Source organism: Planctomycetaceae bacterium, assembly GCA_041398785.1.
Taxonomy (GTDB): Bacteria; Planctomycetota; Planctomycetia; order Planctomycetales; family Planctomycetaceae; genus JAWKUA01.
In genome coordinates this window covers 139041-161908 of the sequence record JAWKUA010000015.1, presented here as the reverse complement: position 1 = coordinate 161908, position 22868 = coordinate 139041, and the positions used below count along the sequence as shown (strand labels likewise).

Annotated in this window: 12 protein-coding genes; 3 read left to right on the top strand and 9 right to left on the bottom strand. The window is 59.6% G+C overall.

From position 1 onward, the window contains the following. Window positions 1-168 precede the first annotated feature (168 nt). The 8 genes from R3C19_17875 to R3C19_17840 form a co-directional block, all read right to left on the bottom strand. A complete protein-coding gene (locus R3C19_17875) occupies window positions 169-5601 on the bottom strand; it encodes a hypothetical protein (protein ID MEZ6062212.1) in 5433 nt (1810 codons plus the stop codon). Window positions 5602-5609: 8 nt separating this feature from the next. Beyond that, a complete protein-coding gene (locus R3C19_17870; GenBank protein ID MEZ6062211.1) occupies window positions 5610-7151 on the bottom strand; it encodes a VIT domain-containing protein in 1542 nt (513 codons plus the stop codon). A 457-nt stretch (window positions 7152-7608) separates the two neighbouring features. Continuing rightward, entirely contained in the window at window positions 7609-8226 is a 618-nt protein-coding gene (locus R3C19_17865) for a sigma-70 family RNA polymerase sigma factor (GenBank protein MEZ6062210.1), read from the bottom strand. Window positions 8227-8402: 176 nt separating this feature from the next. Then, window positions 8403-8765, bottom strand: a complete 363-nt coding sequence (locus R3C19_17860; protein ID MEZ6062209.1) for an aspartate 1-decarboxylase — start codon at window positions 8763-8765, stop codon at window positions 8403-8405. A 101-nt stretch (window positions 8766-8866) separates the two neighbouring features. Continuing rightward, window positions 8867-10888, bottom strand: coding sequence for a phenylalanine--tRNA ligase subunit beta (gene pheT / locus R3C19_17855; GenBank protein ID MEZ6062208.1), 2022 nt, complete (start codon window positions 10886-10888; stop codon window positions 8867-8869). 118 nt (window positions 10889-11006) lie between these two features. Further along, a complete protein-coding gene (locus tag R3C19_17850) occupies window positions 11007-13019 on the bottom strand; it encodes a DUF4340 domain-containing protein (protein ID MEZ6062207.1) in 2013 nt (670 codons plus the stop codon). 170 nt (window positions 13020-13189) lie between these two features. Further along, entirely contained in the window at window positions 13190-15946 is a 2757-nt protein-coding gene (locus R3C19_17845; protein ID MEZ6062206.1) for a Gldg family protein, read from the bottom strand. Between the two features lie 112 nt (window positions 15947-16058). After that, a complete protein-coding gene (locus R3C19_17840; GenBank protein ID MEZ6062205.1) occupies window positions 16059-16799 on the bottom strand; it encodes an ABC transporter ATP-binding protein in 741 nt (246 codons plus the stop codon). 263 nt (window positions 16800-17062) lie between these two features. Here R3C19_17840 and R3C19_17835 point away from each other — a divergent pair, with 263 nt between their 5' ends. The 3 genes from R3C19_17835 to R3C19_17825 all read left to right on the top strand — a co-directional run bounded on the left by R3C19_17835 (window position 17063) and on the right by R3C19_17825 (window position 21056). After that, the gene (locus R3C19_17835) at window positions 17063-17785 is read left to right on the top strand and encodes a pyridoxine 5'-phosphate synthase (GenBank protein MEZ6062204.1); all 723 of its coding nucleotides are present in this window, start codon (window positions 17063-17065) and stop codon (window positions 17783-17785) included. A 221-nt stretch (window positions 17786-18006) separates the two neighbouring features. Then, a complete protein-coding gene (locus R3C19_17830; GenBank protein MEZ6062203.1) occupies window positions 18007-19482 on the top strand; it encodes a PAS domain S-box protein in 1476 nt (491 codons plus the stop codon). A 194-nt stretch (window positions 19483-19676) separates the two neighbouring features. Beyond that, window positions 19677-21056 carry a sigma-54 dependent transcriptional regulator gene (locus tag R3C19_17825; protein ID MEZ6062202.1) on the top strand — a complete coding sequence of 460 codons (1380 nt, stop codon included), beginning with the start codon at window positions 19677-19679 and terminating at the stop codon, window positions 21054-21056. Window positions 21057-21094: 38 nt separating this feature from the next. Here R3C19_17825 and R3C19_17820 read toward each other — a convergent pair whose 3' ends face one another. Beyond that, the gene (locus R3C19_17820) at window positions 21095-22867 is read right to left on the bottom strand and encodes an arylsulfatase (GenBank protein ID MEZ6062201.1); all 1773 of its coding nucleotides are present in this window, start codon (window positions 22865-22867) and stop codon (window positions 21095-21097) included. Window position 22868 lies beyond the last annotated feature (1 nt).

Sequence of the window (22868 nt, the reverse complement as noted above, 5' to 3'; positions counted from 1 at the left end):
TACCGCGATTCGCCGCAAATGAATACCTTCGGCCATCGAATCACCGGGCTGCGACAGGTCATGAAGGCTCTTGCGGCAACCGTAGCCCGCCGGGCCGGAAGTGCGATGGCGAATTCACACGATTCGAAAAATGGCGCCACACGCCGACGTGTCCGTGGATCTCACGCGTTACCGCCTCAGCCGGTTTCGAGCTTCGTCCACTGTCGACCGGAACCTCGGTTGCCAGTCTCCGTCGACGATTTTCCGCAGCAGTCGCGTTCCGTCCCCCGCGCGGCCGCTGTCGATCAGCATCTGAGCATGACTGAGCAGCAGTTCCGGATTCGTGCGTTCAAATTCGAACGCTCGCGTCCAGGCGATGTCGGCCAGAGCCACCTGGTTCTGCTGAGTCAGAGTCTGTGCCAGATTTCGCCACGGACTCGATTCGCCCGAACTGCCGGCCAGCGGTGTCGTCAGGTAGTCCCACGCCATGTCGTCACGGTTCAGCTTCGTCAGCAGTCGAGCGGTCGTATGGCAGCACACCGTGTCGTCGTCATCGATCGAACGCCACTGATCGGCAGCCCGCACGATTCGCAGCACAAGATCCTGCGGCGGCGGAAGGTCGAGCGTGGACGACGCGTCCAGCACGGCTTCAAACCGATTCAGCAAATCGGCGTAGTCTGCTCGCAGTGATTCCAGGTTGATGACATCCGGCCGGTTCTCGAAGTCGATCTGAATGGCATGCTCCAGCCGCTGCAGCGCAAGTTGCCTGTTGCCGGCGGCATCCGCCACGCGTGACGAGTACCGCCACAGCGCCGAAGAATTCTGCAGCGGTTCAAGTTCCATCACCGACGACAACAACCGGTCCGCTCCCGATCGACCAAGCTGCCGGAGTTGCTCAACCGCCAGCAGAGCGACGTCCGGCCGTCGCTTCGCGTCGAGCTGCCCGAGCACACGATCCAGCAGAGCATCTGCTGTTTCGATGTCGCCAAGCTGCCGAAGCTGCACCGACAGCAGGAAAGCCGTTCGCGGCAGAGTGACCGATGGTTGGGAGGGCGACACTGCCGCGGAGCCGCTGCGTTTCGGCAGCAGGATCTCGCCGAGTTCCGTCGTCAGCTTCGACCATGCGGCGTTGCCGTCGCCCATTCGGGAGGGCGAGGCTCCCGACGAGCCGCGGGCGCTGTTCGCGGCACCGATAAACAACTGCCGCATCTCCGGCTCAATCCGCGGCAGTGTTCCGGTGCGTGCCGTCGAAGTCAGAAGTTCGCCGTACAGCCGCCGAGCCTTCTTCATCTTTCCGGCTTGAAACAGCGTGCGGCAGCGTTCCTGGCGAGCGATCCAGCCCAACACGCGACTGCCTTCGAACCGTTCCGCCCCGGCGGCGAAATCGGCTCCGAACTTGTTGTGAGCCAGATTCTTTTCCACAACGCTCAACAAAGTCCAGCCCATCGCATCGGTGCGACAGCCACCGACGAAATTCAGCATGCGGTCCAGTTCGACCTGCACCTGAGCGTCCGTGCGGTCCTGCGTCGCCTGACCCGACTTCCACCGCAGGTACAGGTTGCGAGCCGTCGCCAGCCGCTGCACGAAGCCGTCTTCCGGCCCTTCGATTGCAAATTCGGTGGCATCCGAATTGTCCTGCTGCCAGCGAATCCACTGCCGAACAAACTGCCGCAGCGGCGAACCCTCTGGCGACGGCAGCAGGTTGACTTCGCGAGTCTGCCCGTCCGTTCCCTCGACCGCCTCGGTCTTCACCAGCAGATTCGGAAACCGGCTGAGCAGCACGTACAGGCCGTCCCGTTTGTCGCCCTGATCAAAGAATCGCTCGCGAATGACTTCGACGACTCGTTCTCCGTTGCCCGCCGCACTGTCCGCCAGCACCAGCGCCAACGCACGTTCTTCGGACCAGTTCGCGAAGTCTTCCGATTCCTGTTTGCTGTTCGCTGCTTCCTGTTCACTCTGCGCCAGCACGTGCTCGCCCGACCGGATCGGCAGCGGCAGCACGACGACGTCATCGAGTTCCGGTGTCAGATCCGGAGCATCGCAGCGTTCGCGCTTGAGTTCGACGGAAGCGATGACGTTGCCCTCGGCGTTGATGACATCGACGGTGCCGTTTTCCTCATATCGGATCGCCAGCAGAATCTCGCCGGAAGGTTGAACGACCAGTCGGCGTTCCATGAGCCGCCCGACGTCGCCGAAAACGAGGCGAAGTTCGACACTCGTAGTCGAGTCTCGGCGAGACTCGACATGCGCTCTGGCACTCGCTGCGTCAGCCCCGCCCACAGCACCACCCGGCGACTCGGTGCCTGTCTGATTTGCGGCAGAGTATCGATCGCTGGCTGAGTCTCGGCGAGACTCGCCTACATTCTCCTCGTTGCTCGCTTCTCGCTCCGCGATCCTCGCTGACACCGCCACCGTCCGTTCATCAATCGCAACGACATCCGCGTGACGAGCAAGCTCGTCCGCCGACGGCAGCAGCCACGGCACCAGTGCTTCGATTTCACGGCGATGGAACTTCGAAAAGTCTCGCTTCGCGGCCAGGCCGATTTCGTTGTAGAAGTGCAGCAACGTGTCGCCGTCGCACACCACCTGTTCGAGAAGTCCTTCGGAAACGGTTCGTTCATAAACATGCCGCCCCGTGCCGTCGACGAAAACCGTCAGTGAGTTGTCACCCGGCAGCGTCACTCGTTCCCAGCCCAGCGACCGAGCGCGATCGATGAGTTCGCGGGCCGTGGGGTCGATGTGGCCTGTCGTAGTCGAGTCTCGCCGAGACTCGACATTCTGTCCTGAACTTGCTGCCGCCAAACCGCCTGCCACGTCAACCGGCGTCGCGTTTTCTGTCTGGTTTGAGGCTGCGTCGCCAGCGGCGGCTGAGTCTCGGCGAGACGCGCCTGCGTCCATTAGCGCCAACACATCCGCACGCAGCGTGTTCAACCCCGGAGCGTGACTCATCAGGTCGCCGAAGAATCGTCGGTCGTTGCCGAATTCCGGATACGAGACCGCTGCGAACGCCGGCAGTTGAACACCGACTTCACGCCGCTGTCCAGGAGCGACGGACCACGGGTGAGCGTTGCCCATCGAACCGGCAACAGTCCCCGTCTCGGAAGCTGTTGTGGTCCCGCGGAAATCATGATCGACAACAAGATCCTGCAGCAGTTCCTGAATCATGCGCTCCGACACGTCCGACCGGAGTCGGATCGGGCGCACGTCTCTCAGTCCGAGGAGTTGTTCCTCTTCTCCCAACAGAAGCCGCGGCAGTTCGATTTGCCCAACTATCAGTTCTTCAACCGTTTGCAGACGATCCTGCTGAACTCTGAAGCGGCCGTCGAATCCGTCAATGACCGACTGCTCGTCAAACCGAAGCATCCACGTACTGTCATCCCAGTTCAGTTGCTGCGTTCCCCAACCAAAGTCGAAACGCGGCGTTTCCAGCAGTTCACGCTCGACCAGCGACATGCCCGACGGAACCGGCTGCTTTGGATAAAACGGCGCAAGCGAGAACGCAACGGACGTGTTCAGTGGGTCGTTCTGAAGATATTCCCAGCGTCGATTCCCACCGCCCAGGATCCAGTGTTGTCGATCGACACTCTCGCCAACTCTCGCGAGTCCTTCCGCAACGTTTTCGAAGGCTCCCTGTCGGAATTGAATGTCAAGATCCTCTAACCAGATAGTTTGCGGTCGAAACGCTCGGGCGGGGAAATCGTGCCGTATTGCCTCAGCGACACCGTCGACCATCATAGAACCTGAGTTGTCGAACAAACGGTACCCGAACACGTCATCCATCTGCCGCCAGCCACTGATTTCCGGTCGGGCAAACCACGTGCGAGCTTGCGGCGATGTCCCGGCAGTTTCGAATTCACCAAAGCTCAACGGCAGGTCATAGAAAAACAGGCCGTTTCCAAATCCATCAGCATTGGGTTGACCGGCGTCTTCGGGAAGGCGCATGTACAAGTTGATCTCTCCTGTCGGCGACGCGTCAAGCTGACTTCGCAGCAGACGCGTTGCATTTGTGCCGAACAGAACGTTTGGTGAAGGAAGCTTCGGAGTCAGAAAGACCGGCGGCACAATTCCGTTACCGTTCAGGTCACCATTTACAATGAAGCGACCATCCGAATCAACATCGTTGTCGAATACGAAATAGGCGTCGACGTCTCCGAGGTTGAAGTAGCTGTAGGCGCGTGATGACAGTTCGAACGGGTCATTGAGATTCCGCCCATTTCGTCCGAAACGTGTCTCTCCCGCAAAACTATCGAACTCGGTCGCTGCCACTGACGACCGGGTTCCGTCTGCAAAGATCACATACACGTTTGGGTACGAAACCACCTGCGGCTGAGGCAGCGATTGAATGGAACTCAGCAGTTTCTGAAGTTCCGTCTGAGGCACCTCGGCGGTTGTTTCGCTGCCCGCCCCGAACGGTTCATGAACGACCTGGATCTCTTCCGGGCACGGATACATCGCCCAGTGATCCTTGCGGCCTCGATCGATGTTGTACTGCGTGTACATCTCTTCGTTCTCAAGCACCAGCAGCGACGTGAAGGGACTCATCACATACATCGCCTTGCTGAGTTCGATGATGGCGGCCTGGTTCTCCGCCGCTCCTTCCGAGACCAGCCGATCAATCTCCAGCTTCGCCCACGTGCGAGGCAGATAGTCAGCCTGCTCCTCGACACCCTCAACGACAAGCGTCTGCTGCCACGGGCGACCGTTCAACAGTCCGGTGACCGTCACCTCATCGGGCAGCTCGCCATCTCTTGCCAGCCGAGCGACCGCGCAGACTTCTTCGCCGTGAACGATCGTGTCGCTGAAGTTGAGGAAGCGGAGATCCGTAGTCGAGTCGCGCCGGGACTCGACATACTGTCCTGGACCTGCTTCCAACGAACCGCGTGCCACGTCAAGCGGCGTCGCGTTACCGGTTTCCTTCGAGAACGTGTCACGCGCGGTGGCTGAGTCTCGGCGAGACTCGCCTACACGGACATCCAGCAGCCTTGGAGCATTCAGCACCGACGACAGCTCAAACGCGCGCCAGACGACTTCTTCGTCCGGATTGATCTGAGTGAAGTAGCCGCCGGTCTTTGAAGCCGCCTGTTTCATGAACGACTGCGACCAGCGCCGGCCGACGCCGACGCCGACGTACGCAGTTTTTTCCGGCAGTGCCTTCAGCAGAGCCGACTGATCCTGTTCGCCGAGTACCGGAATCGCAGAACCAACGTGAACCAGGACGTTTTCCCGCTTCGACGCCACGAACTCTTCACACGCCGCCAACGCCTTCTGGAAGTCCAACGCTCCGACGAGATGTGTTTCCTCAAGCTGCGGCAGAACCGTCGCGATGCTCTTTGCCGTGCAGCGTTGTGACTTCTCTGACAGCGGTGTCGCTTTCGTGTTTGCCGTAATCACGCTGAACGTGTCGTCGTGCTCGGCGTTGTCGAGCAGCGTGCGAATGATCTCAATCTGAGTGCGAGCCAGCAGCGGATCACGATCGGCGGACGCTTCGAAAAGAATGACCAGTTGCGTTTCGGCCGTTCCATTTTCACCGGCAGATCCGGCCGGAATCTCAGCATGAGAGTATTCGTGATCGTCGTGAACGCTGCGAGTCCATGCGGCCACGGAGTGCGGAGACCGCACCATCTTCCCCGTCATTCCCGCGCAGGCGGGAACAGTGCGGATCGGCTGGGTTCCCGCCTGCGCGGGAATGACGGGTCGCGCAGCGCGACGGCCCCACCCAGTTCCAGCACGATATCCCGTTCCATCGTGCTGTTCAGCTCAACGCCTACCAGCAACAAGTCGCCGTCGTCGGTTGAAGATTCCAACCTATGCGACGGGCTGTTCCAGTCGATGTTCGCTCCATCCTTCACGCGAATCGCGGTCGACCAGTCCCGCACGACGTCCATGCTGTGACCGGCCGGAAAACGGTAGTGCAGTTTTCCGTACGCCGCGGGCAGCCGCTGCGTGTAACTCAGGACGATGCGTTTTTCCTGGCGAGCTTCCAGCGGGAAGACTCGCATCTTGAACGTGCTGCCGTCGACCCATTCCAGCAGCGCCGGGTCTTTCATCTTCGACACGATCTGTTCGAACGTGTTGCGGGCGTGCTGGCGTTCGGCCATGCCGCCTTCCATCAGCTTGCCGTTCACGTACATCGCCAACCGCGACAACGACGCGTCGGGCGGCAGCGGAAAATGAAACGTGCCTTCCAGCCGCTGCGACGTGTGGTTGAAGTAAGTGTGGTCAATCGTCGTGCGAGCGAACCCATCTTCGATATGCACATCGACGTGATACTTGCGCAGGCTGAGCTTCGTTTCCTGACCGTTCGGATCAACGGTAATGATCGCTCCGCCGGCGTACTCACTGGCCGGCACGAATGTTCCGGCCGCGGCCGTGATGAGTTCGCGCGTCCAGTTGAGAGACTCGGAAGCTCGCGGCGCGGCGGTGAGGCGATAGTTGAGAGTTGAGAGTTGAGAGTCGAGAATATTCCTCGTTCCAGGGCTCAGCCCTGGAACGCGCTGCGTGGAAGGCTCCGTCTCTTGTTCCGTCCGTTCCACAGCGTCCGAAGCACCGGAGACGGAGCCTCCCGGCGGTGCGTTCCAGGGCAGAGCCGTGGAACGAGATGTGAGCAGTTGTCCGGCCATGATCGGCGATTCCAGATCGCTGACCTGCACGCTGCCCTGAGTGACCAGGACTTCTGTCGAATCGTTCGACGCAACGACGGAAAACTTTGTACCAAGCGCCGTGACGGTGCGCACAGGTGTCACGACTTCGAACTGAGCGGACTCGTCAGTCTGATCGAACTGCGGAACCACTTCGACGAAGACTTCGCCGCGAGTCACTTCGACTTGCCGCGGTGCAGAGACCTTAACGGATGCGTCCGTGTTTACATACAGCACCGAACCGTCCGGCAGAGTCACTCGACGCCGTTCGGTCGGTGAAGTTTCGATGGTGTCCCCGACGGCGACGCGATGAACTTCCGGCGCCGGCACGAATTTCGCCGTCAGCCATTCTCGCCGAATCTGCTGACGATCGGATTCCGCAGCAGCCACGCGCCGGGCTTGCCGGTCCTGCTGCTGAACAGATTCGTCCGAAGTTACCAGCAGCACACACAGCAGACTCAGCGCGGACACCAGCAGACAGGCGATCGCCCCGCGAGGATTTCCGCGGCGATCGCTGGCAGGAATGCGTTTCATGGTGATCTCCGGTGCGGGGGGTGTGAGAGTTGAAGCTTCGAAACCAGCGGCGGCACCGGGTTCCCGCCTGCGCGGGAATGACGCGGCGGGGGTTGTGCGGTCGGTCGTTATTGACTGCTGCACGTCCTGCAGAATGCGATCGACCTGTGTTTCGGTGAGTTCCGTGACCGGTTCAGATTCCAGCAGCCGCTCGATGTCGTCATCGCGCGCGACCGCGGGCCAAGCGATTCGCTGAGAAGGCGCTGCAGGTGTTCGTGTGGGTTGGTCATAACGTGACGTCTGTCAAACGACGAGTGGAATGAATTAGTCCCCGGTGATTCCACGCACTGTCGGTACGACGGCCGTCCAGGGCTGTCGCCGTCAGTACGACGGGACTCCGATCCCGTCGGTTTTCCGCACGAAGGCTTTCCAGGCCCGTCGCTTGTCGTCGCTGTCTCACGGCGAGACCGGAGTCCCGTCATACGCTGCGTCCGCGCCAGGGTGGATCGTGTCCTCGTGCGGCCAATTCTTTTCGAATCCGGTCGAGTGCCCGCTTGCGGTAGACTCGCACGGTGGAAGCCGGGATGTTCAATTCTTCGCCAAGGTGCTGACTCGACGCGGTTCCGTCCTTCGACGCCGCGTCGGCCAGGATGATCGTTCGCTGTGATTCGGGCAGTTCGGCCACAATGTCTCGCAGATCAAGCTGCAGCGGGGTGAGATCGCGGTTGTCAGCGGCGACCGGGCTGATCACAGCCGGATCCCCGTGACCGTTCGACGACGCGTTCACCGCTCCCGTCAGAGCAAACTCAGTGTTCACTTCCAGCAGCCGAGCCTTGTGCCAGCCGTGCTTCAGAACATCGCGAGCCGCGTTTTCGACGATCCGAAAGTACCAGACCTTCAGCGACGATTTCTGACTGTCGAACCGTCGGCGGTGTGTCCACAACCGAAACAGCCCGATTGATATCACGTCTTCGATGTCGGTTTCCCGCAGCACGTCCGCGTAACGGCGACTCATCACCGCCAGAATCACCGGCCCGAATGCGCGCAGGATGTCTTCCAGAACGTGCTCGTCATCGTTGAGCAGCCGTTGGGCCAAGTCTGCCTGTTCCGTGACCTGCATGCATTCGCGCCGAGCTGATGGCCGGTCGTCGCAATTTGTGTTTCCGCAGTTTATACGAAGACACGTTACAGGCGCGGCGAACTGGGGGCTGCGCGGCGGACACCGATGTGCGACCGGCTGCGGGGCGCGCAGTGAGTTCCGGGACGAGCGGCCTATTTCATGAGCTGACGGACGTGGCGGTTGGCCTGATCCACCAGGACGATTTTCGGCTGGTGAGAGGCTCGTTCGACTTCGCTGTATTCGGCGTAGCTGACGATGATGACCAGATCGCCGACGTTGACCAGCCGCGCGGCCGCTCCGTTCAGGCAGATGGTTCCCGATCCCGCTTCGCCGGCAATGGCGTACGTTGTCAGTCGGCTGCCGTTGGTGATATCCAGCACGTCGACCTGTTCAAAATCCACGATGTCGGCGGCAGCCATCAGGTCGGAATCGATACTGATACTGCCTTCGTAGTGCAGATCGGCTTCCGTCACCGTGGCTCGGTGGATCTTCGATTTCAGCAGAGTCCGTTTCATGGCGGAATTATACCGCGAGCGGGGCAAATTGAGGTATTCTGGCTCGCGGGAGTAAGAAGAGCGAAAAGTATCGGGATCCGCCGCGGCCAGTATGTAGCCGCCTATCGCAGTCGGGCATTGAGCGATCCTTCGCAGGCTGACACGATCTGCTTCACTTCGGCATCGACTTCTTCCGCCGTCAGCGTACGATCGGGGCTCATGAAGCGGCACGTTACGACGTACGACTTGTGGCCGGCATCGATCTGTTGACCACGATACTGACCGCTGAAGGAAACATCCTGCAGCAGCGACGTTCCGGCTTTGGTGACGACGGCGATCAATTCCGCCCAGCTAACGGATTCGGGCATGACGAAATTCAGATCCCGCGACACGGACGGAAACCGGGGCAGCGGCGAATACGTCCGTTTCGGTTCGAACAGTTCTTCCAGCAAACCGGCATCCAGTTCAGCAACTGCCACGGGATCCTGCAGGTCGACGCGATCGGCGACCTCTTGATCAAGTTCCCCGATCCATCCGAAGTGGCGACTGTTCAGCAGGATCACTGCGCCGCGTCCTTTGGCGAATTCCGCGAGGTCGACGGGTGCTGACGTGACAGTCGCTGACGGGGCAATTCGCTGCACCAGCGATTCCACGATTCCCTTGACCGTCAGAAAATCGCCGCCGGAAACCAGACCGATCATCGTCGGTTCTGCCTGGCGTTCCGGCAACTCCTTCGACGCAGACAGATAGACCTTCGCGACTTCAAACAATTCGGCGTTCAGCGTTCCGTGACGTTCGTTCTGGCGCCGGCAATGCAACAGGCTGGGGATCAGGCTTTGCCGAAGCTGGTTTTCGTGGCTGCGCGTTGAATGGCTGACAGCAACGGCCTGAGCTTCCGGATGCGGCCGGAACAACCGCTGCTGTTCCTCGCTGCAGAACGACAGCGTCAGAGCCTCAAAGTAGCCGCACGCGGTCAGGTGGTGACGAACGGCATCGCCGACATGTTCGCGAGTACTTTTCGTCGTTGCGACAACCGGCAGATCGGCGTCGTCGGGAATGCTGTCGTAACCGTGGATGCGCGCGATTTCTTCGATCAGGTCACATTCGCGCGAAAGGTCCAGACGCCAGCTCGGCGGTTCAAACACCGCCTGCGGGGCATCGTGACTCAGGCATTTCAGCCCGAGACTTTTCAGAATCTCCACGCAGCGCGCCACCGGAATGTCGACGCCCAGGATGCGGCGGATCTGAGCAAACCGCAGCGTGACAGGTTCGCTGGCTGCCGGCAGAGGTTCGCCGGCCGACACGGAGCCGCCCAGCAGTTCGCCGCCGGCCACCTGCAGAATCAATTCACAGCAGCGGCGCGAAGCCCAGTCCAGATTTCGTCGGTTCACGCGCCGTTCGAAGCGAAACGATGACGGACTGTGCAGCTTCAGGTTTCGCGCGGTGGCACGCACGGAAATCGGATCGAACGACGCGGTCTCGATCAGCACGTTAACGGTTGAATCCGAGATCTCCGTATCCAGACCACCCATCACACCCGCGACGGCCACGGCCCGCGAGGCATCGGCGATAACGCACATCTGGTCGGTCAGTTGGTATTCCTTCTGATCGATCGCCGTGATCTTTTCACCCGGAACCGCTCGACGAACGACAATGCGGCCTTCGCCGAGTTGGTCCAGATCGAACGCGTGCAGCGGCTGCCCGCATTCCAGCATCACGTAGTTGGTCACATCAACGACGTTGTTGACGCTGTTGATGTTCACAGCCGCCAGCCGATTCTTCAGCCAGTCCGGGCTGGGACCGATCTTGACGCCGCGAATCACGCGAGCATGATACTCGTGGCACAAATCAGGGCATTCAATCTTCACCGAAGTGGCGTCGCAGGCAGCCGCGCCGCTGCATGTGACGTGAGCTTCGGGAGTCTTCAGTTCGGTGCCGAACAGTACCGAAACTTCCCGAGCGATGCCGATGTGCCCAAGACAATCCGGTCGATTGCTGGTGACTTCCAGATCGATCGAAATATCGTCGTCGACAGCGGAATACTCTTCCAGATTCAGCCCGGACATCGTCAGCCGGTGCGTAAGTTCTTCGACCGGCATGTTCAGCGGAACGTAGTCCGCCAGCCAGTTTTTGCTGACAAGCATGGGATAGTTTCAGTGTTCGACGTTCAGTGTTCGGCGTCCAGGCGAGCTGCGCGACGTTAGTCCGCAGAGTTGCGACTTGAGATTTGAAATCTGAAATCTGCAGTTTGAGATCTCTCCTTCACTCCCCGTCCTTCGCTTCTTCCGCGACCTTTTTGCTGACGACATCCGTGCGCGTGACGCGGAACTTTTCGAAGCTGTCGGCGGTGATCACGTAATACCAGCCGGAGAATCGCCGGGACAGCTCGTCGGCTTTCTTCTTACCGTCTTCGATCTTCTTTTCGAACGATTTCAGATCCCGTTCATAGGCGGCCTGAGCGCCCTGATATTCGGCCATCGCCTTGTCATAGGCTTCCTGGGCGGCCTGCTTCGGGTCGACTACAGGCGCAGCGACAGCGGGTTCGGCATCCGGTGCCGCAGGCTGTTCGTCTGCTGACGGTACCGGATCGGGAGTCGTTTCGGTGGACGGCTGAGCGTCGTCCTGAGTCGTCGGCGCGGGATCGTCGCCCTCGGGTTGCTCGTCACTTTCGGGCGATTTTTCATCGTCTGCCGACGGTTGAGTTTCGTCGGTGGAGTCGGGTTCGTCAGCGGCTGTGTCCGGCGAATCCGTATCATCACCGGCCGGTGCGTCGGCCGCTTCGTCCTTCGCATCTTCGGCCGCTTCCTGCTGAGTCTCGTCGTCCTGTGGATCGGTGAACGGGTTGCAGGCGTCGTCCTGCGTTGCCGACTCCGGAACGTCGTCGCCGGAATTTTCGGTCGCTTCGTCTTCTGCGTCGGCATCATTGCCGGGAGCGTCTCCGGTCTCGCGCGGCGCATCGGCTGCCGGTTCTGCGTCGGCGTCGGACGGAGCGTCCCCGGCCGGTTCATCCAGGATCGCCGGCCGGTCGGGCATCACGGGAGCCTGTGGCTTTTCGCCGAGCAGTTTTTCGTTGAATTCGGCTTTGATCAGCAGATATCGGCGCGGGCCGGATTCATCATCACTGTCGGCACCGGCGGTTGCATCATCTGCGGAAGGGTCTTCGGCGCTGTTCTCTTCTTTGGAGTCGGCTGACTTTTCCTCTGCATCGGTTTCGGCGGTCAATCCGATTTCGATGTCCTTGCCGCTGCCTCGGGCAATTTCGCCGAAGTACAGCGTGTATTGGACACCCGACGAAACTCCGGCGATGAGTTCCCCTTCATTGGAATACAGCCTTTCATTGCCCTGGCGATCCGCGGCGATAAAGAATCCCTGCCGCTGCATTTCGGCTTCCAGCATCTGACGCAGCACGGGATTGACGCGCATGTCGTCGCTGAGTCCTTCAGGTTTCGGGCGGACGCCGACGATCTTCAACTGGTCCAGGTTGTTTGCGATCGCGGTTATCGGTGACAAAACGAGTTCTTCATCCGGCTGCAGGTCCGACAGGGTCCATTTTCCCGTGGACTTCAGGTCTTCCTTTGCGAAGTCCAGTTTTTCGCCGGGAACGATTACGCCTCGCTGTTCATCGATGGAGTACTTGTCGACGGTGATTTCCACAAAATCACCGGAATTGACTTTCAGCAGGTCCGGCTCAATCCAGTCACTGAACTTCGCGGACAAATCAATCGACAGCTTTGCCACGTACGTCGTCGACTTTTCCGGTTCACGCACGTAGTAGTAGCCGTCGCGGTTCGGCACTTTCTGGCCGACAATCAGATCGACCAGAGCGTTGCCGCTTGCGTCGCGCAGCGTGATTCTGGTGCCGCGCTCGTCGGCGGTTGCCGTTTGAGTGTCCGGCGCGGCGACTCCGAAGCTCTTCCAGTCGTCCTTGCTGCGGCTCTGCACGGCGACTTTCTTTACTCCGATCAGTGACGCGGCCGTGCGAGCCAGCCGTTCATCCGCTTCGGCCGGATAGTTATGGTGCGACGGAATCACCCACAACTGGTCGTCATTCTGTTTGACGGCGAACTGCTGAACTTCGTTCGTCGATTTTTCAAAGTCCGTAACGGTCAGTGCCGTTGCCTTCAGCGGATCATCAAACTTTGGAAAGATCGCTTCCCCGACTTCGGAAAATCCTTCCAGGTCACCGGGTTTGGAACCGTACCACGCCGACCCCGCAACCAGCGCGGAAACGGTGGCGACGGCGACGAAGATCAGAGTTCGAGTAGTGGCGTTCATGGCTCAACCTGTATTGGCGTGGTTGACGTGGCTGATATCGTGGTGATGGACTGGAATCTCTGCCCTGGAATACTGCGGGGCGATTCTGCCCTGAGGTTTTGCTGTGGCGCTGCTGGTCACACCGACCTGATCGTCACTGTCGGCGATGAAACATGGTTGCCCTTCCGGTGCTACCGGCGTCTTCGATCAGGTGTGATGGACTGCTGTTCGGCCAGGTTTCTCAGTCCCAGAAACAGCATTCCAAAGCACAGCGGCAGGACGGCGGGAAGGACGTACGCCACGATGCCGATCTGGCTTTCGACCCGGCGGATCTTCTGTCGCGTGTCGATGGCCACCTTTCGAACCCGGTTGTTCATCTCCGCTTCCAGTTCTTCGCGATCCAGATCCAGTTGCCGGTTCAGGTTTTCTTCCTTCTGACGAATCAACTGGTCTCTGGCCCGCGCGTCCAGGTCGGTGCGCTCTTGCAGTTCCTCAATTTCCTTTTCCAGTTCCTCGCGAGCTTCCTTCAGCCGATCTTCCATGGCATTGTTGGCGTCCTTTTCTTCCTTTGCGAGCTGATTGCGAAGGCCACGAGTCTGGCGTTCGACTTCGGTCAGCGTCCGCAGTCCGGCTCGCCGGGACCTCAGGTCGATCAGACCTTCATGTCCCGCCAGAACGTCTACGGCATTCAAGACAAAGGTCACGTTATCGAATTCGATGTCGATGAACTGACGATTTCGCAGCACGAAGAACTGGTCGCCGATCATGTCGGCGTCACCGCAAAAGACGACATTCAGCGGAGTTTCGTCGCCGTCATTCGTGATGTGGGCGGCCAGCACATGGGCAAAGTCATCTTCATAGCGGGCGTAATTTGAGATTTCTTTGGGCCTTGCCACCTGTCCGCCGGACATGAAATTAAACTGCATGTCGACGTACTCATCCCAGGCCAGCAGCCCGGACGTCTTTCCGTTGGTCAGCAGTAACGGGATGAAGTCCTGGTCCTTCTTTCGATCACGTTCCTGCAGCGTTCCTCCGTAGATTTCCACGACATTCTGAAGCTGTGACGTGATCGGACTGTCTTCATTGAAGGAACGGTCGCGTTCTTCGGAGTTGGAAACAAACAGGAAGGTGGGCGGAAGATAGGACAGTTCGCTGAAGGGGTTCGACGCATCGAATGCAATCTGACCGCTGTCCCATTTCACATCCAGCAGTCTCATCAGCGTCGTCAGTTCTCCGTTGTCCGCCTTTTGTTCCGGGCGGGACTGCTGCATGAACATGCCGCCGGGGCTGGGCTTCGGTAGTTTCGGACACAACTGCGTGTTGAACGTCGGGAACGGGTCGTCAAAGATCAGAACGGGTTTTCCGGATTGGACGTACTCCATGAAGTTGTCCATTTCCGGCTGAGTCAGAGTCGAAGGCATCACGGCCAGCAGTACATCGAACCCTTCGGCCGGCGGTTTTTCTGCGTCGTCTTCGTCGTCCGCTGCACTGTCCGCGTCTTCGCCTTCCGGCTTATCCACGACGATCCGGCGCAGCGGATTGACGAACTTGACGTCGTACTGTTTTTTCAGCTCCGCCACGATTTCCCAGTCGCGACCGCCGCTGTCAGGTTCCGCCATGACTCCCGCATCGGTCTGCAGCACCCCGATCGTCAGCCGCTTGTCCTGAGCGACGGTCTGGACCGAGCGGGTCAGTTCATATTCGATCGGCAGGCCTTTGCCGAAAAACGGAATCAGCACGTTGTCGGTGGTGCTCTGCACGACGGCTCCCAGGAACACATCGCTGTCTTCGGTCCGGCCTTCTTCCTGATACTGAATGCGAACCGGATTGATGCCCAGGCCGCGGGCTTCTTCGGCTTCGTTGCTGTAGGGTTCGACGTCGACGACGCGAACTTCCAGCGCGCCACCGCCGCGCAGGTCGTATTCGTGCAGCAGTCCCAGCAGTCGTCGGCGAGTTTCGCTGTAATCGCGGGGGACTTCAGGACTGACGAATGCCTGAATCGTGATCGGATTCTTAGCGTCCAGAGAATCCAGCGCTTCCTTCGTCGAATCTGACAGCGAAAACAGCCGTTCCAGCGTCATATCGGCCCGCGCGGGAAACAGCGTCGTCACCAGCAGCAGACTGACGAACGTGACGGCAAGGCAGATGGCCCGCACGGCAAACTGGCCGCCCATCGTGACCGTTCGTGACGCGTGCCAGCGGCGTTTCGAGATCACGACCAGGTTCAGGTACAGCATCAGGATCGTCAGCAGGACGAAATAGCAGACTCCCGAAAGCGACACGACGCCCAGAGTGAAGTCCCGCAGCTGGCCGGGCACACTGACGGCCTCCAGAGCTGTCTGCATCTGGTACAGGTTCCATTTGATGCCAAACAACTGAAGGAACCATTCCAGCGCGTCCGTCGTGCGTCCGATGAAGACCGGAACGCTGCAGAACACACTTCCCAGAACAAACGCCACGGTGGCATTGGACGTCAGTGCCGAAGCCAGCATCCCGATACTCAGCAGCGCGGCTCCCGCCAGCCAGTATCCGAAGTAGGTAGACGCCAGAGTCCGGCCGTCCGGATCACCCAGCCATTCCAGAATCATGACGTTGACGATCGAGAACAGCACCGCCACCGTGTAAACGCTGAGCACCGCGAGATACTTGCCCAGCAGGACTTCGGTATCGGTTGCAGGCAGCGTGAACAGCAGTTCGTCGGTTCCGAGTTTCTTTTCCTCAGCCCAGCACGTCATGGTGATGGCGGGCACCAGCGTCAGCAGCAAGTACGGGAACCACTGATTCAACTGCTCCAGATTTGCCTGATTGGCAGCGAAGAACAGCTCGTTAAAGGCAATCCGCGCGCAGACGACGCAGAACACGATGACAAACAGATAGCCGAGAACGCCGGAAAAGTAGCTTCGAAAGTTCCGTTTGGTTACGGCCAGAATCACGTTGCCGCGAATCATGGTTTGTCCTTGGGCAGAGCTGGGGGAACAGTAAACAGGGATTAACAAACAGTGGCTGGCGATTAGCGGCGCGTTCGGGTGACAGCTAACTGCTAACCGCCAATCGCTCCCGTCAGGCCGCCGTCAGTGATTTGAACTTCTCTTCCATTTCGACTTCGCTTGATCCAAGGTCGCTGGTGGGACCGTCGAAGACCATGCGGCCGGAGTTGATCAGAATCACGCGGTCACAGACGGCTCTGACTTCCTGCAGGATGTGTGTCGACAGCAGAATTGTCTTGGTCTTCGCCAGTTCCGTAATCAGGTCGCGAACACCATGCACCTGATTGGGGTCCAGTCCGCTGGTCGGTTCGTCCAGAATCAAAACGTCGGGGTCGTGCAGCATCGCGTGAGCCATACCGACTCGCTGTCGAAACCCGCGCGACAGCTTGGAAATCGGCTTGCGCCAGACTTCGCTCAGTGAGCATTTTTCGGCAACCCACGCCATGCGGCCGGACAATTGGCTGCGCGACAGCCCGCGGACTTCGCCGATATATTTCAGCATCCCTTCCGGAGTCATTTCGGAATACAGCGGACCATTTTCGGGCAGGTACCCAAGGTGCTCGCTGGCCCGGATTCGATCGGAGGCGACGTCGAAGCCGGCAATTCGAGCATCTCCCTGGCTGGGCGACAGATAGCCCGCCAGCATTTTCATCGTCGTGCTTTTTCCCGCGCCGTTCGGCCCCAGAAATGCACAGACCTGGCCGCGAGGAACGGAAAACGTCACGTCCTGGCAGGCCGAAAAGTCGCCGTAAAACTTGCTGAGACCCTTCGCCTCAATCATCGCGTCGGATTTGGCTTCAGACGGGGAATTCATCGGCGCTGTTTCAAACTGGCTGAAAGTGGAAGGACTGGGTCGGACACGACTGCCACCGCCCCGTCGAATTCATGGATTCGAACATACGACGGGCGCTGAGTCAGTGTTGGAAAAGTGCGAATTCAGGCAGCGACTCTCTGCCGATTCGGCAGCAGGCTGGGTAATTTAGCTGGCCAGCAAACAACATTCCAATGTGGAGGCGCCCCGGATCACAACCGCGTGACTCCGCCGCCGCCTGATCTCACACGACGAAAGCCCTTTCCATGCCGTTACTTGGAGTCAACATCGATCACGTCGCGACCGTCCGGCAGGCTCGCAGAACCATCGAGCCGGACCCGGTTCACGCGGCCGTTCTGGCGGAACTCGGCGGGGCGGACAGCATCACCGTGCATCTCAGGGAAGACCGGCGCCACATTCAGGATCGCGACGTTCGCGTGCTGAAGGAGATGCTGCGAGTCCCCATGAACCTGGAAATGGCGGTTGAACCGGAAATCATCAGGTTCGCCCTGGATGTTGTTCCCGCGCAGGCGACGCTGGTGCCGGAAAAGCGGGAAGAAATCACCACCGAAGGCGGCCTGGATGTCATCACGCACCGGGATCGCGTGCGTGAATGCGTCCTCGAACTGCGGAACCGGGGCATCTGCGTCAGTCTGTTTATTGATCCCAGCGTGATGCATGTGGAAACCGCCGTCGAATTGGGAGCCGACGCCGTCGAACTGCATACCGGAACCTACGCTGACGCCGCTTCCGCTCGCGACGCCGACGCTGAGTTTCACAAGTTGGCGGAAGCCGGAAGGTTCGCTGTGGAGCATGGGCTGCAGCTAAACATGGGACACGGCCTGACGTATCGCAACGTCCGGCGAATCGCATCCATCGCAAATCTGCACGAATTGAACATCGGCCACAGTATCGTCAGTCATGCCGTGATGGTTGGCTTCGAACGTGCCGTGCGGGAAATGAAAGCTCTGCTGCAGCCGGAACGCTGATGTTCGGGCCGAAAAACCTGGCTGCCGCGGACAGTGACAGCCGGGAATTACGGGCGGCGGACTCAAGTCGATGAAACGAACTCCGGTTCTGACACATCGTCGGAAAATCTTTCCGGCTCGCTGGCTTGCGGATCACATTTCGTCTGGTGATGCTGTCACACGGGCCGCAGTTCCGGCCGGCAACCGGCGACGTTCAGGTGTTGAGTAACAGAACCATAACCATGAGCACTGAAACTTCTGTCCATCGCGAAATCAGATTCACTGAGATCATCTGCAGCCCGGACGGAACAATCCGGGACTTTGCATTTGGCGGGCAGTTTCCCGCGTCCGACTGCGAACTGCGGCCCGGCGAGATGCTGGATGAGTCGGTGTTTCGTGTCGGCGACAGTCTGTTTGATCAGGTTGTTGCTGCGGACCGCGATTCGCTGCAGCACCGGTGGAAGTTGTGTCTGGTCCACGGTCAGTCGTTCGAATGCGAAGTGCGAGTCGGGCGCAGCCGCCGCGACGCCACGTGGGCTCTGCTGCAGGTGTCCGCCGATTCCGCGGCCGACGAGCATGATCGGCGAGTAACCGTTGCCGTGATTCCGATCGACAGATTTGTCCGGCAGCACCTGCGGCTGGCCGAACGGGCTCAAGCCGTATTCGATACCGCAGCCGACGCCATCATAACGATTGACGAACGGGGAGTTATCCAGGCCGCCAACAAGGCGGTTGAGCGGCTGTTTGGCCTGACCGTGAAGGAATTGATCGGGCAGAACGTCAGTGTCCTGATGCCGGATCCGTACCGTTCAGAACATGACGGGTACATTCAAAGGTACCTGCAGACAGGCGAGGAGAAGATCATCGGCGTCGGCCGAAAAGTGGTCGCTCGGCGAAAAGACGGCTCGGAGTTTCCTGTCCACCTGTCGGTCAGCAAGTTTTCGCTGGACGACGAGCGGCACTTCACCGGCATCATCCGCGACCTGTCGGACATCGAACAGGTCCAGCAGCAACTGCTGCAGTCGGAGCGTCTGGCGGCCATCGGCCAGATGGTCACCGGTCTGGCACACGAAAGCCGCAACGCGCTGCAGCGCGCTCAGGCGCACCTGGACATGCTGTCTCTTGACCTTCAGGACATGCCCGAACAGCTTGACCTGGCCCAGCGCACCAAAACGGCCCTGCAGGATCTGCACCGGCTTTATGAAGAGGTGCGAAGCTACGCGGCGCCGATTCAACTGGAGTATCGGGAATGCGACCTGAATTCGGTCTGGCAGAAGGAATGGCACAACCTGAAGACCGCCACCGGTGACTTCAAGATCGAACTCCACGAAGAGCACGAATGCGCGCACGCGGTGTGCGAATTTGACGTGCATCGGATGGAACAGGTGTTTCGCAACATTCTGGAAAACGCCATTTTCGCCTGTTCCGGACACGGTCGCATTGATGTGCGCTGCCGAGTCGTGGAACTAAACGGCCAGCCCGCCGTGTGTCTGGATTTCGAAGACAGCGGAAGCGGCCTGACCGACGACGTTTCACTCCGCCTGTTCGAACCGTTTTTTACCACCAAGCAGAAGGGCACCGGGCTGGGAATGGCGATCGTCAAACGCATCATCGAAGCCCACCGCGGACACATTTCCGCCACGACCGGAGCACACGGCGGAGCCCGGATTCGATTGATTCTGCCCAGAAAAGCGGCCGGTCGGAATGCCGTTCGCTAAGACGGTTGCGGAGACCGTCGCGCATCCCTGCGATTCTGAAAATCATGCCTGGGGTGTGCGAAATGGCCCATCTCTGTGCGGCATGGCGCACGCCGAATGGCCGCCGGGTGCCGGTGTCTGAGGATTTCGTCGGGATGTGACCGGGCTATGAAGCTTAAGCTCACTGACTGCGGGAAGCGTTGGCGGAACGTGCGATGACCACGGGTTCAAAATCGATCGACGTGCTCATTGTGGAAGACGACAACGACTTTCGCGATACCTGTGAACGATGGATGACGCGCAAGGGACACAACGCCGTCGCCGCGGCCAACGGGCATCAGGCGCTGGAAATTGCCGACCGCCAGCACTTCGACGTCGCGATCGTCGACATGAACATGCCCGGCATGACGGGGCTTGAAGTGCTCGATCGGCTGAAGACGGCTCAGCCGGATACAGAAGTCATGATTCTGACCGGGCAGGGAACCATCGACACCGCAGTCAGTGCGATGAAAATGGGAGCCTGCGACTACCTGACCAAGCCGTTTCCCCTGGACGAACTTGAACAGCGATGCTTCATGGCCTGGGACCGGGGCCGCATCAACAAAGAGAATCGGCAGCTGAAAGCGATCATCCAAAGGTCTCAGCCGCGCGTGAAGATCATCGGCGAATCGGCGCGCATGCGAGATGTGTTCCGGCTGATTGAACGTGTTGCTCCCACAGACAAACCGGTCCTGATTCAGGGTGAAAGCGGGACCGGTAAGGAACTGGTCGCGCGAGCTCTGCAGCAGCAAAGTCAGCGGGCCAGCGGACCCTTCGTGACGATCAACTGTGCGGCCTTGCCGGAACAGTTGGTGGAGAGTGAACTGTTTGGGCACCGAAAGGGAGCATTCACGGGAGCCAACGAAGACCGGGCCGGACTGTTTGAAGTCGCGGACGGCGGCACACTGTTCATCGACGAAATCGGTGAACTTCCGGGAGCCCTGCAGCCGAAGATGCTGCGGGCGCTGGAAGACGGCTCCATTCGCCGTGTGGGATCACACCGGGAACGAAAAGTCAACGTCCGGCTGATCGCGGCGACAAACCGGAATCTGGCGGACGAAGTTGCCGCCGGCCGCTTTCGCGAAGACCTGTTCTATCGCATCAACGTCATGTCGCTGGAACTTCCTGCGCTGAGAAACCGCGAAGGTGACGTCTGGCTGCTGATCCGGCAAATCCTGGGTGACAACTGGACCATCACCGACGAAGCCAAGAACGCACTGGTGTCCTATCACTGGCCCGGAAACGTGCGGCAACTGAAGAACGCTCTGGAACGGGCACAGATCCTGGCGGAAGGCAACGAAATCACAATCGATGATCTGCCGTCGGAAATCATCTTCTCGTGCCCCGATTCCGCCGTGCAAAGCAGTTCCTCGGAGCCGGTCGACATCGCCGCTGCCTGCCATTCCACAAAACTGGAAGACCTGGAACGGGCGCACATCATCAAGATCCTGAAGCGCGAAAACGGCAACAAAGCCAGCGCCGCGCGAGTGCTGGGGATCCATCGCCGAAAGCTGTACCGCCTGTTGGAACGCTACCACATCGGCGAAAGCAGCTAATCCGGATGCGACCGGTCATTGCGTAACGTTCGACGACGCTATTTCCGGGCGACGTACACGTAGTAGGCTCCGTAGACCTGCTCATCAGCTGTCAGAAACGTCGCCGTCAGTCGAGTCTTTCCGGCTCGCAGGCGCAAATTGAAAACCGCTTCCACCGCTCCCGGTTCAACGACCGCCGATTTTGAGACGTCGCCGATCCGCAGCGTGGCCTTCACAACCGGAATCGCCTTGCCAGCCGTTGCCCGGTAGGGCCGGACTCCCGGCACGTCGGCTCCCGGATCGAGCGGTGCATCGATCGGCACGCCGGTCGTCTCCGGCCAGCGGCGAAGGCGGATTTCGTAGTCGCCGTCTTCGACAATCTGCACGTTCCAGAATCCGGTGTTATCTTCGCCATTCAATCCCTGGCGGATGTGAGCCTGATTCCACGGCGTGGAACTGGTCGTGATCCAGTCGTGCGATGTCAGCCGCGCGGGGTTATCCGCCGGGTGGCCCAGATGGATGGCCGTTTCATCCGCGAAGGTCGGCTGCAATTCGTCCCACCATGCGTCATAGAACGATCGCAGACGTTCGACGACATTCGGATGCCCGGACGCGACGTCGTTTTGCTGACCGGGATCGAGCTTAATTTCATACAGCTCCCGGCCGTTGACCAGCCGCCAGTCCGATGTCATGACGGAACTTTTTCGCCATTTGACGGGATCCTTCACTCGCTGAGAATCGGTCACCAGAATTCGGTCGGGCCAGTCGACCGCAGCATCCCGCAGCAATGGAACGATACTGCGTCCGTCGAACCGGATACGGTCCGGAACCGCCACGTCGCACAGTTCCATCAGCGTCGGCAATACATCGACATGAGCGGTGATCGGCTGCACGTTGCGACCACCGGACAGCTCCCCATCCGGCCAGAAAATGAAAAACGGCACGCGGTGGCCGCCATCGTACTCGCTTCCCTTGCCGTCTTTCATTCCCGCGTTAAACAGCTTCCAGCCGGAGGAACTGCCGTTGTCGGTTGTGAAAACGAAAATCGTGTTTTCCGTCAGCCCCTCTTCGTTCAGAAACGTACGCAGCCTTCCGACGTTGTCATCGATGTTGGCAATCATGCCGAAGAAATTCCGCAGGCTGACGTCCTTAATCTGAGCGTATCGTTCGCTCGCGTCTTCCGGCGAATGCATGGGACCGTGGGGAGCGTTCGTGGCGATATACGCCAGAAACGGCGTGTTCCGTTCCTTTGAGTCCCGCATGAACTTCATCGCGTAATCGAAGAACACATCGGTGCAGAAACCGGTCACGGGTTGCGGCGTTCCGTTGTGCCAGTAGCTGCCGTCGAAGTAGGCGTTGTCCCAGAAATCGGGTGTCTGGCCGACTCCGCCGCCACCGTGCCGCATGACCTCACCAAAGCCGCGATCCTCCGGCCGATAGGGATAATTGTCGCCCAGATGCCACTTGCCGAACATTCCGGTAGCGTAGCCGGCGTCTGCAAAGATCTGACCCATCGTGACTTCGTTTTCCCGAAGCATCGATCGGCCCATGATCGTGTGCCAGACACCCGTGCGATTCGTCCAGTGCCCGGTCACAAAAGCCGAACGTGTCGGCGAACATGTGGGAGCCACGTGATAGTCCGCCAGACGAACCGATTCGGAATGCAGCCGGTCAATGTGCGGAGTCTTCAACACCGGATTGCCGTGACACGACAGATCGCCGTACCCCTGATCGTCGGTGATCACGATCACCACATTCGGTCGGTCTCCGGCGGACGCGAACCCTGTCGGCAGCAACAGCAGCAGGGCGATGGAGATCTTCGACGATGACATG

What these genes read in the sequence shown, in the direction of transcription:
- R3C19_17830 (MEZ6062203.1), top strand. Translation starts at nt 18,007, where the DNA reads ATGAGCACTGAAACTTCTGTCCATCGCGAAATCAGATTCACTGAGATC.
- R3C19_17820 (MEZ6062201.1), bottom strand. Translation starts at nt 22,867, where the DNA reads ATGTCATCGTCGAAGATCTCCATCGCCCTGCTGCTGTTGCTGCCGACA.
- pheT (MEZ6062208.1), bottom strand. Translation starts at nt 10,888, where the DNA reads ATGCTTGTCAGCAAAAACTGGCTGGCGGACTACGTTCCGCTGAACATG.
- R3C19_17870 (MEZ6062211.1), bottom strand. Translation starts at nt 7,151, where the DNA reads ATGAAACGCATTCCTGCCAGCGATCGCCGCGGAAATCCTCGCGGGGCG.
- R3C19_17875 (MEZ6062212.1), bottom strand. Translation starts at nt 5,601, where the DNA reads ATGGTGCGGTCTCCGCACTCCGTGGCCGCATGGACTCGCAGCGTTCAC.
- R3C19_17845 (MEZ6062206.1), bottom strand. Translation starts at nt 15,946, where the DNA reads ATGATTCGCGGCAACGTGATTCTGGCCGTAACCAAACGGAACTTTCGA.
- R3C19_17835 (MEZ6062204.1), top strand. Translation starts at nt 17,063, where the DNA reads ATGCCGTTACTTGGAGTCAACATCGATCACGTCGCGACCGTCCGGCAG.
- R3C19_17860 (MEZ6062209.1), bottom strand. Translation starts at nt 8,765, where the DNA reads ATGAAACGGACTCTGCTGAAATCGAAGATCCACCGAGCCACGGTGACG.
- R3C19_17850 (MEZ6062207.1), bottom strand. Translation starts at nt 13,019, where the DNA reads ATGAACGCCACTACTCGAACTCTGATCTTCGTCGCCGTCGCCACCGTT.
- R3C19_17825 (MEZ6062202.1), top strand. Translation starts at nt 19,677, where the DNA reads ATGACCACGGGTTCAAAATCGATCGACGTGCTCATTGTGGAAGACGAC.
- R3C19_17840 (MEZ6062205.1), bottom strand. Translation starts at nt 16,799, where the DNA reads ATGAATTCCCCGTCTGAAGCCAAATCCGACGCGATGATTGAGGCGAAG.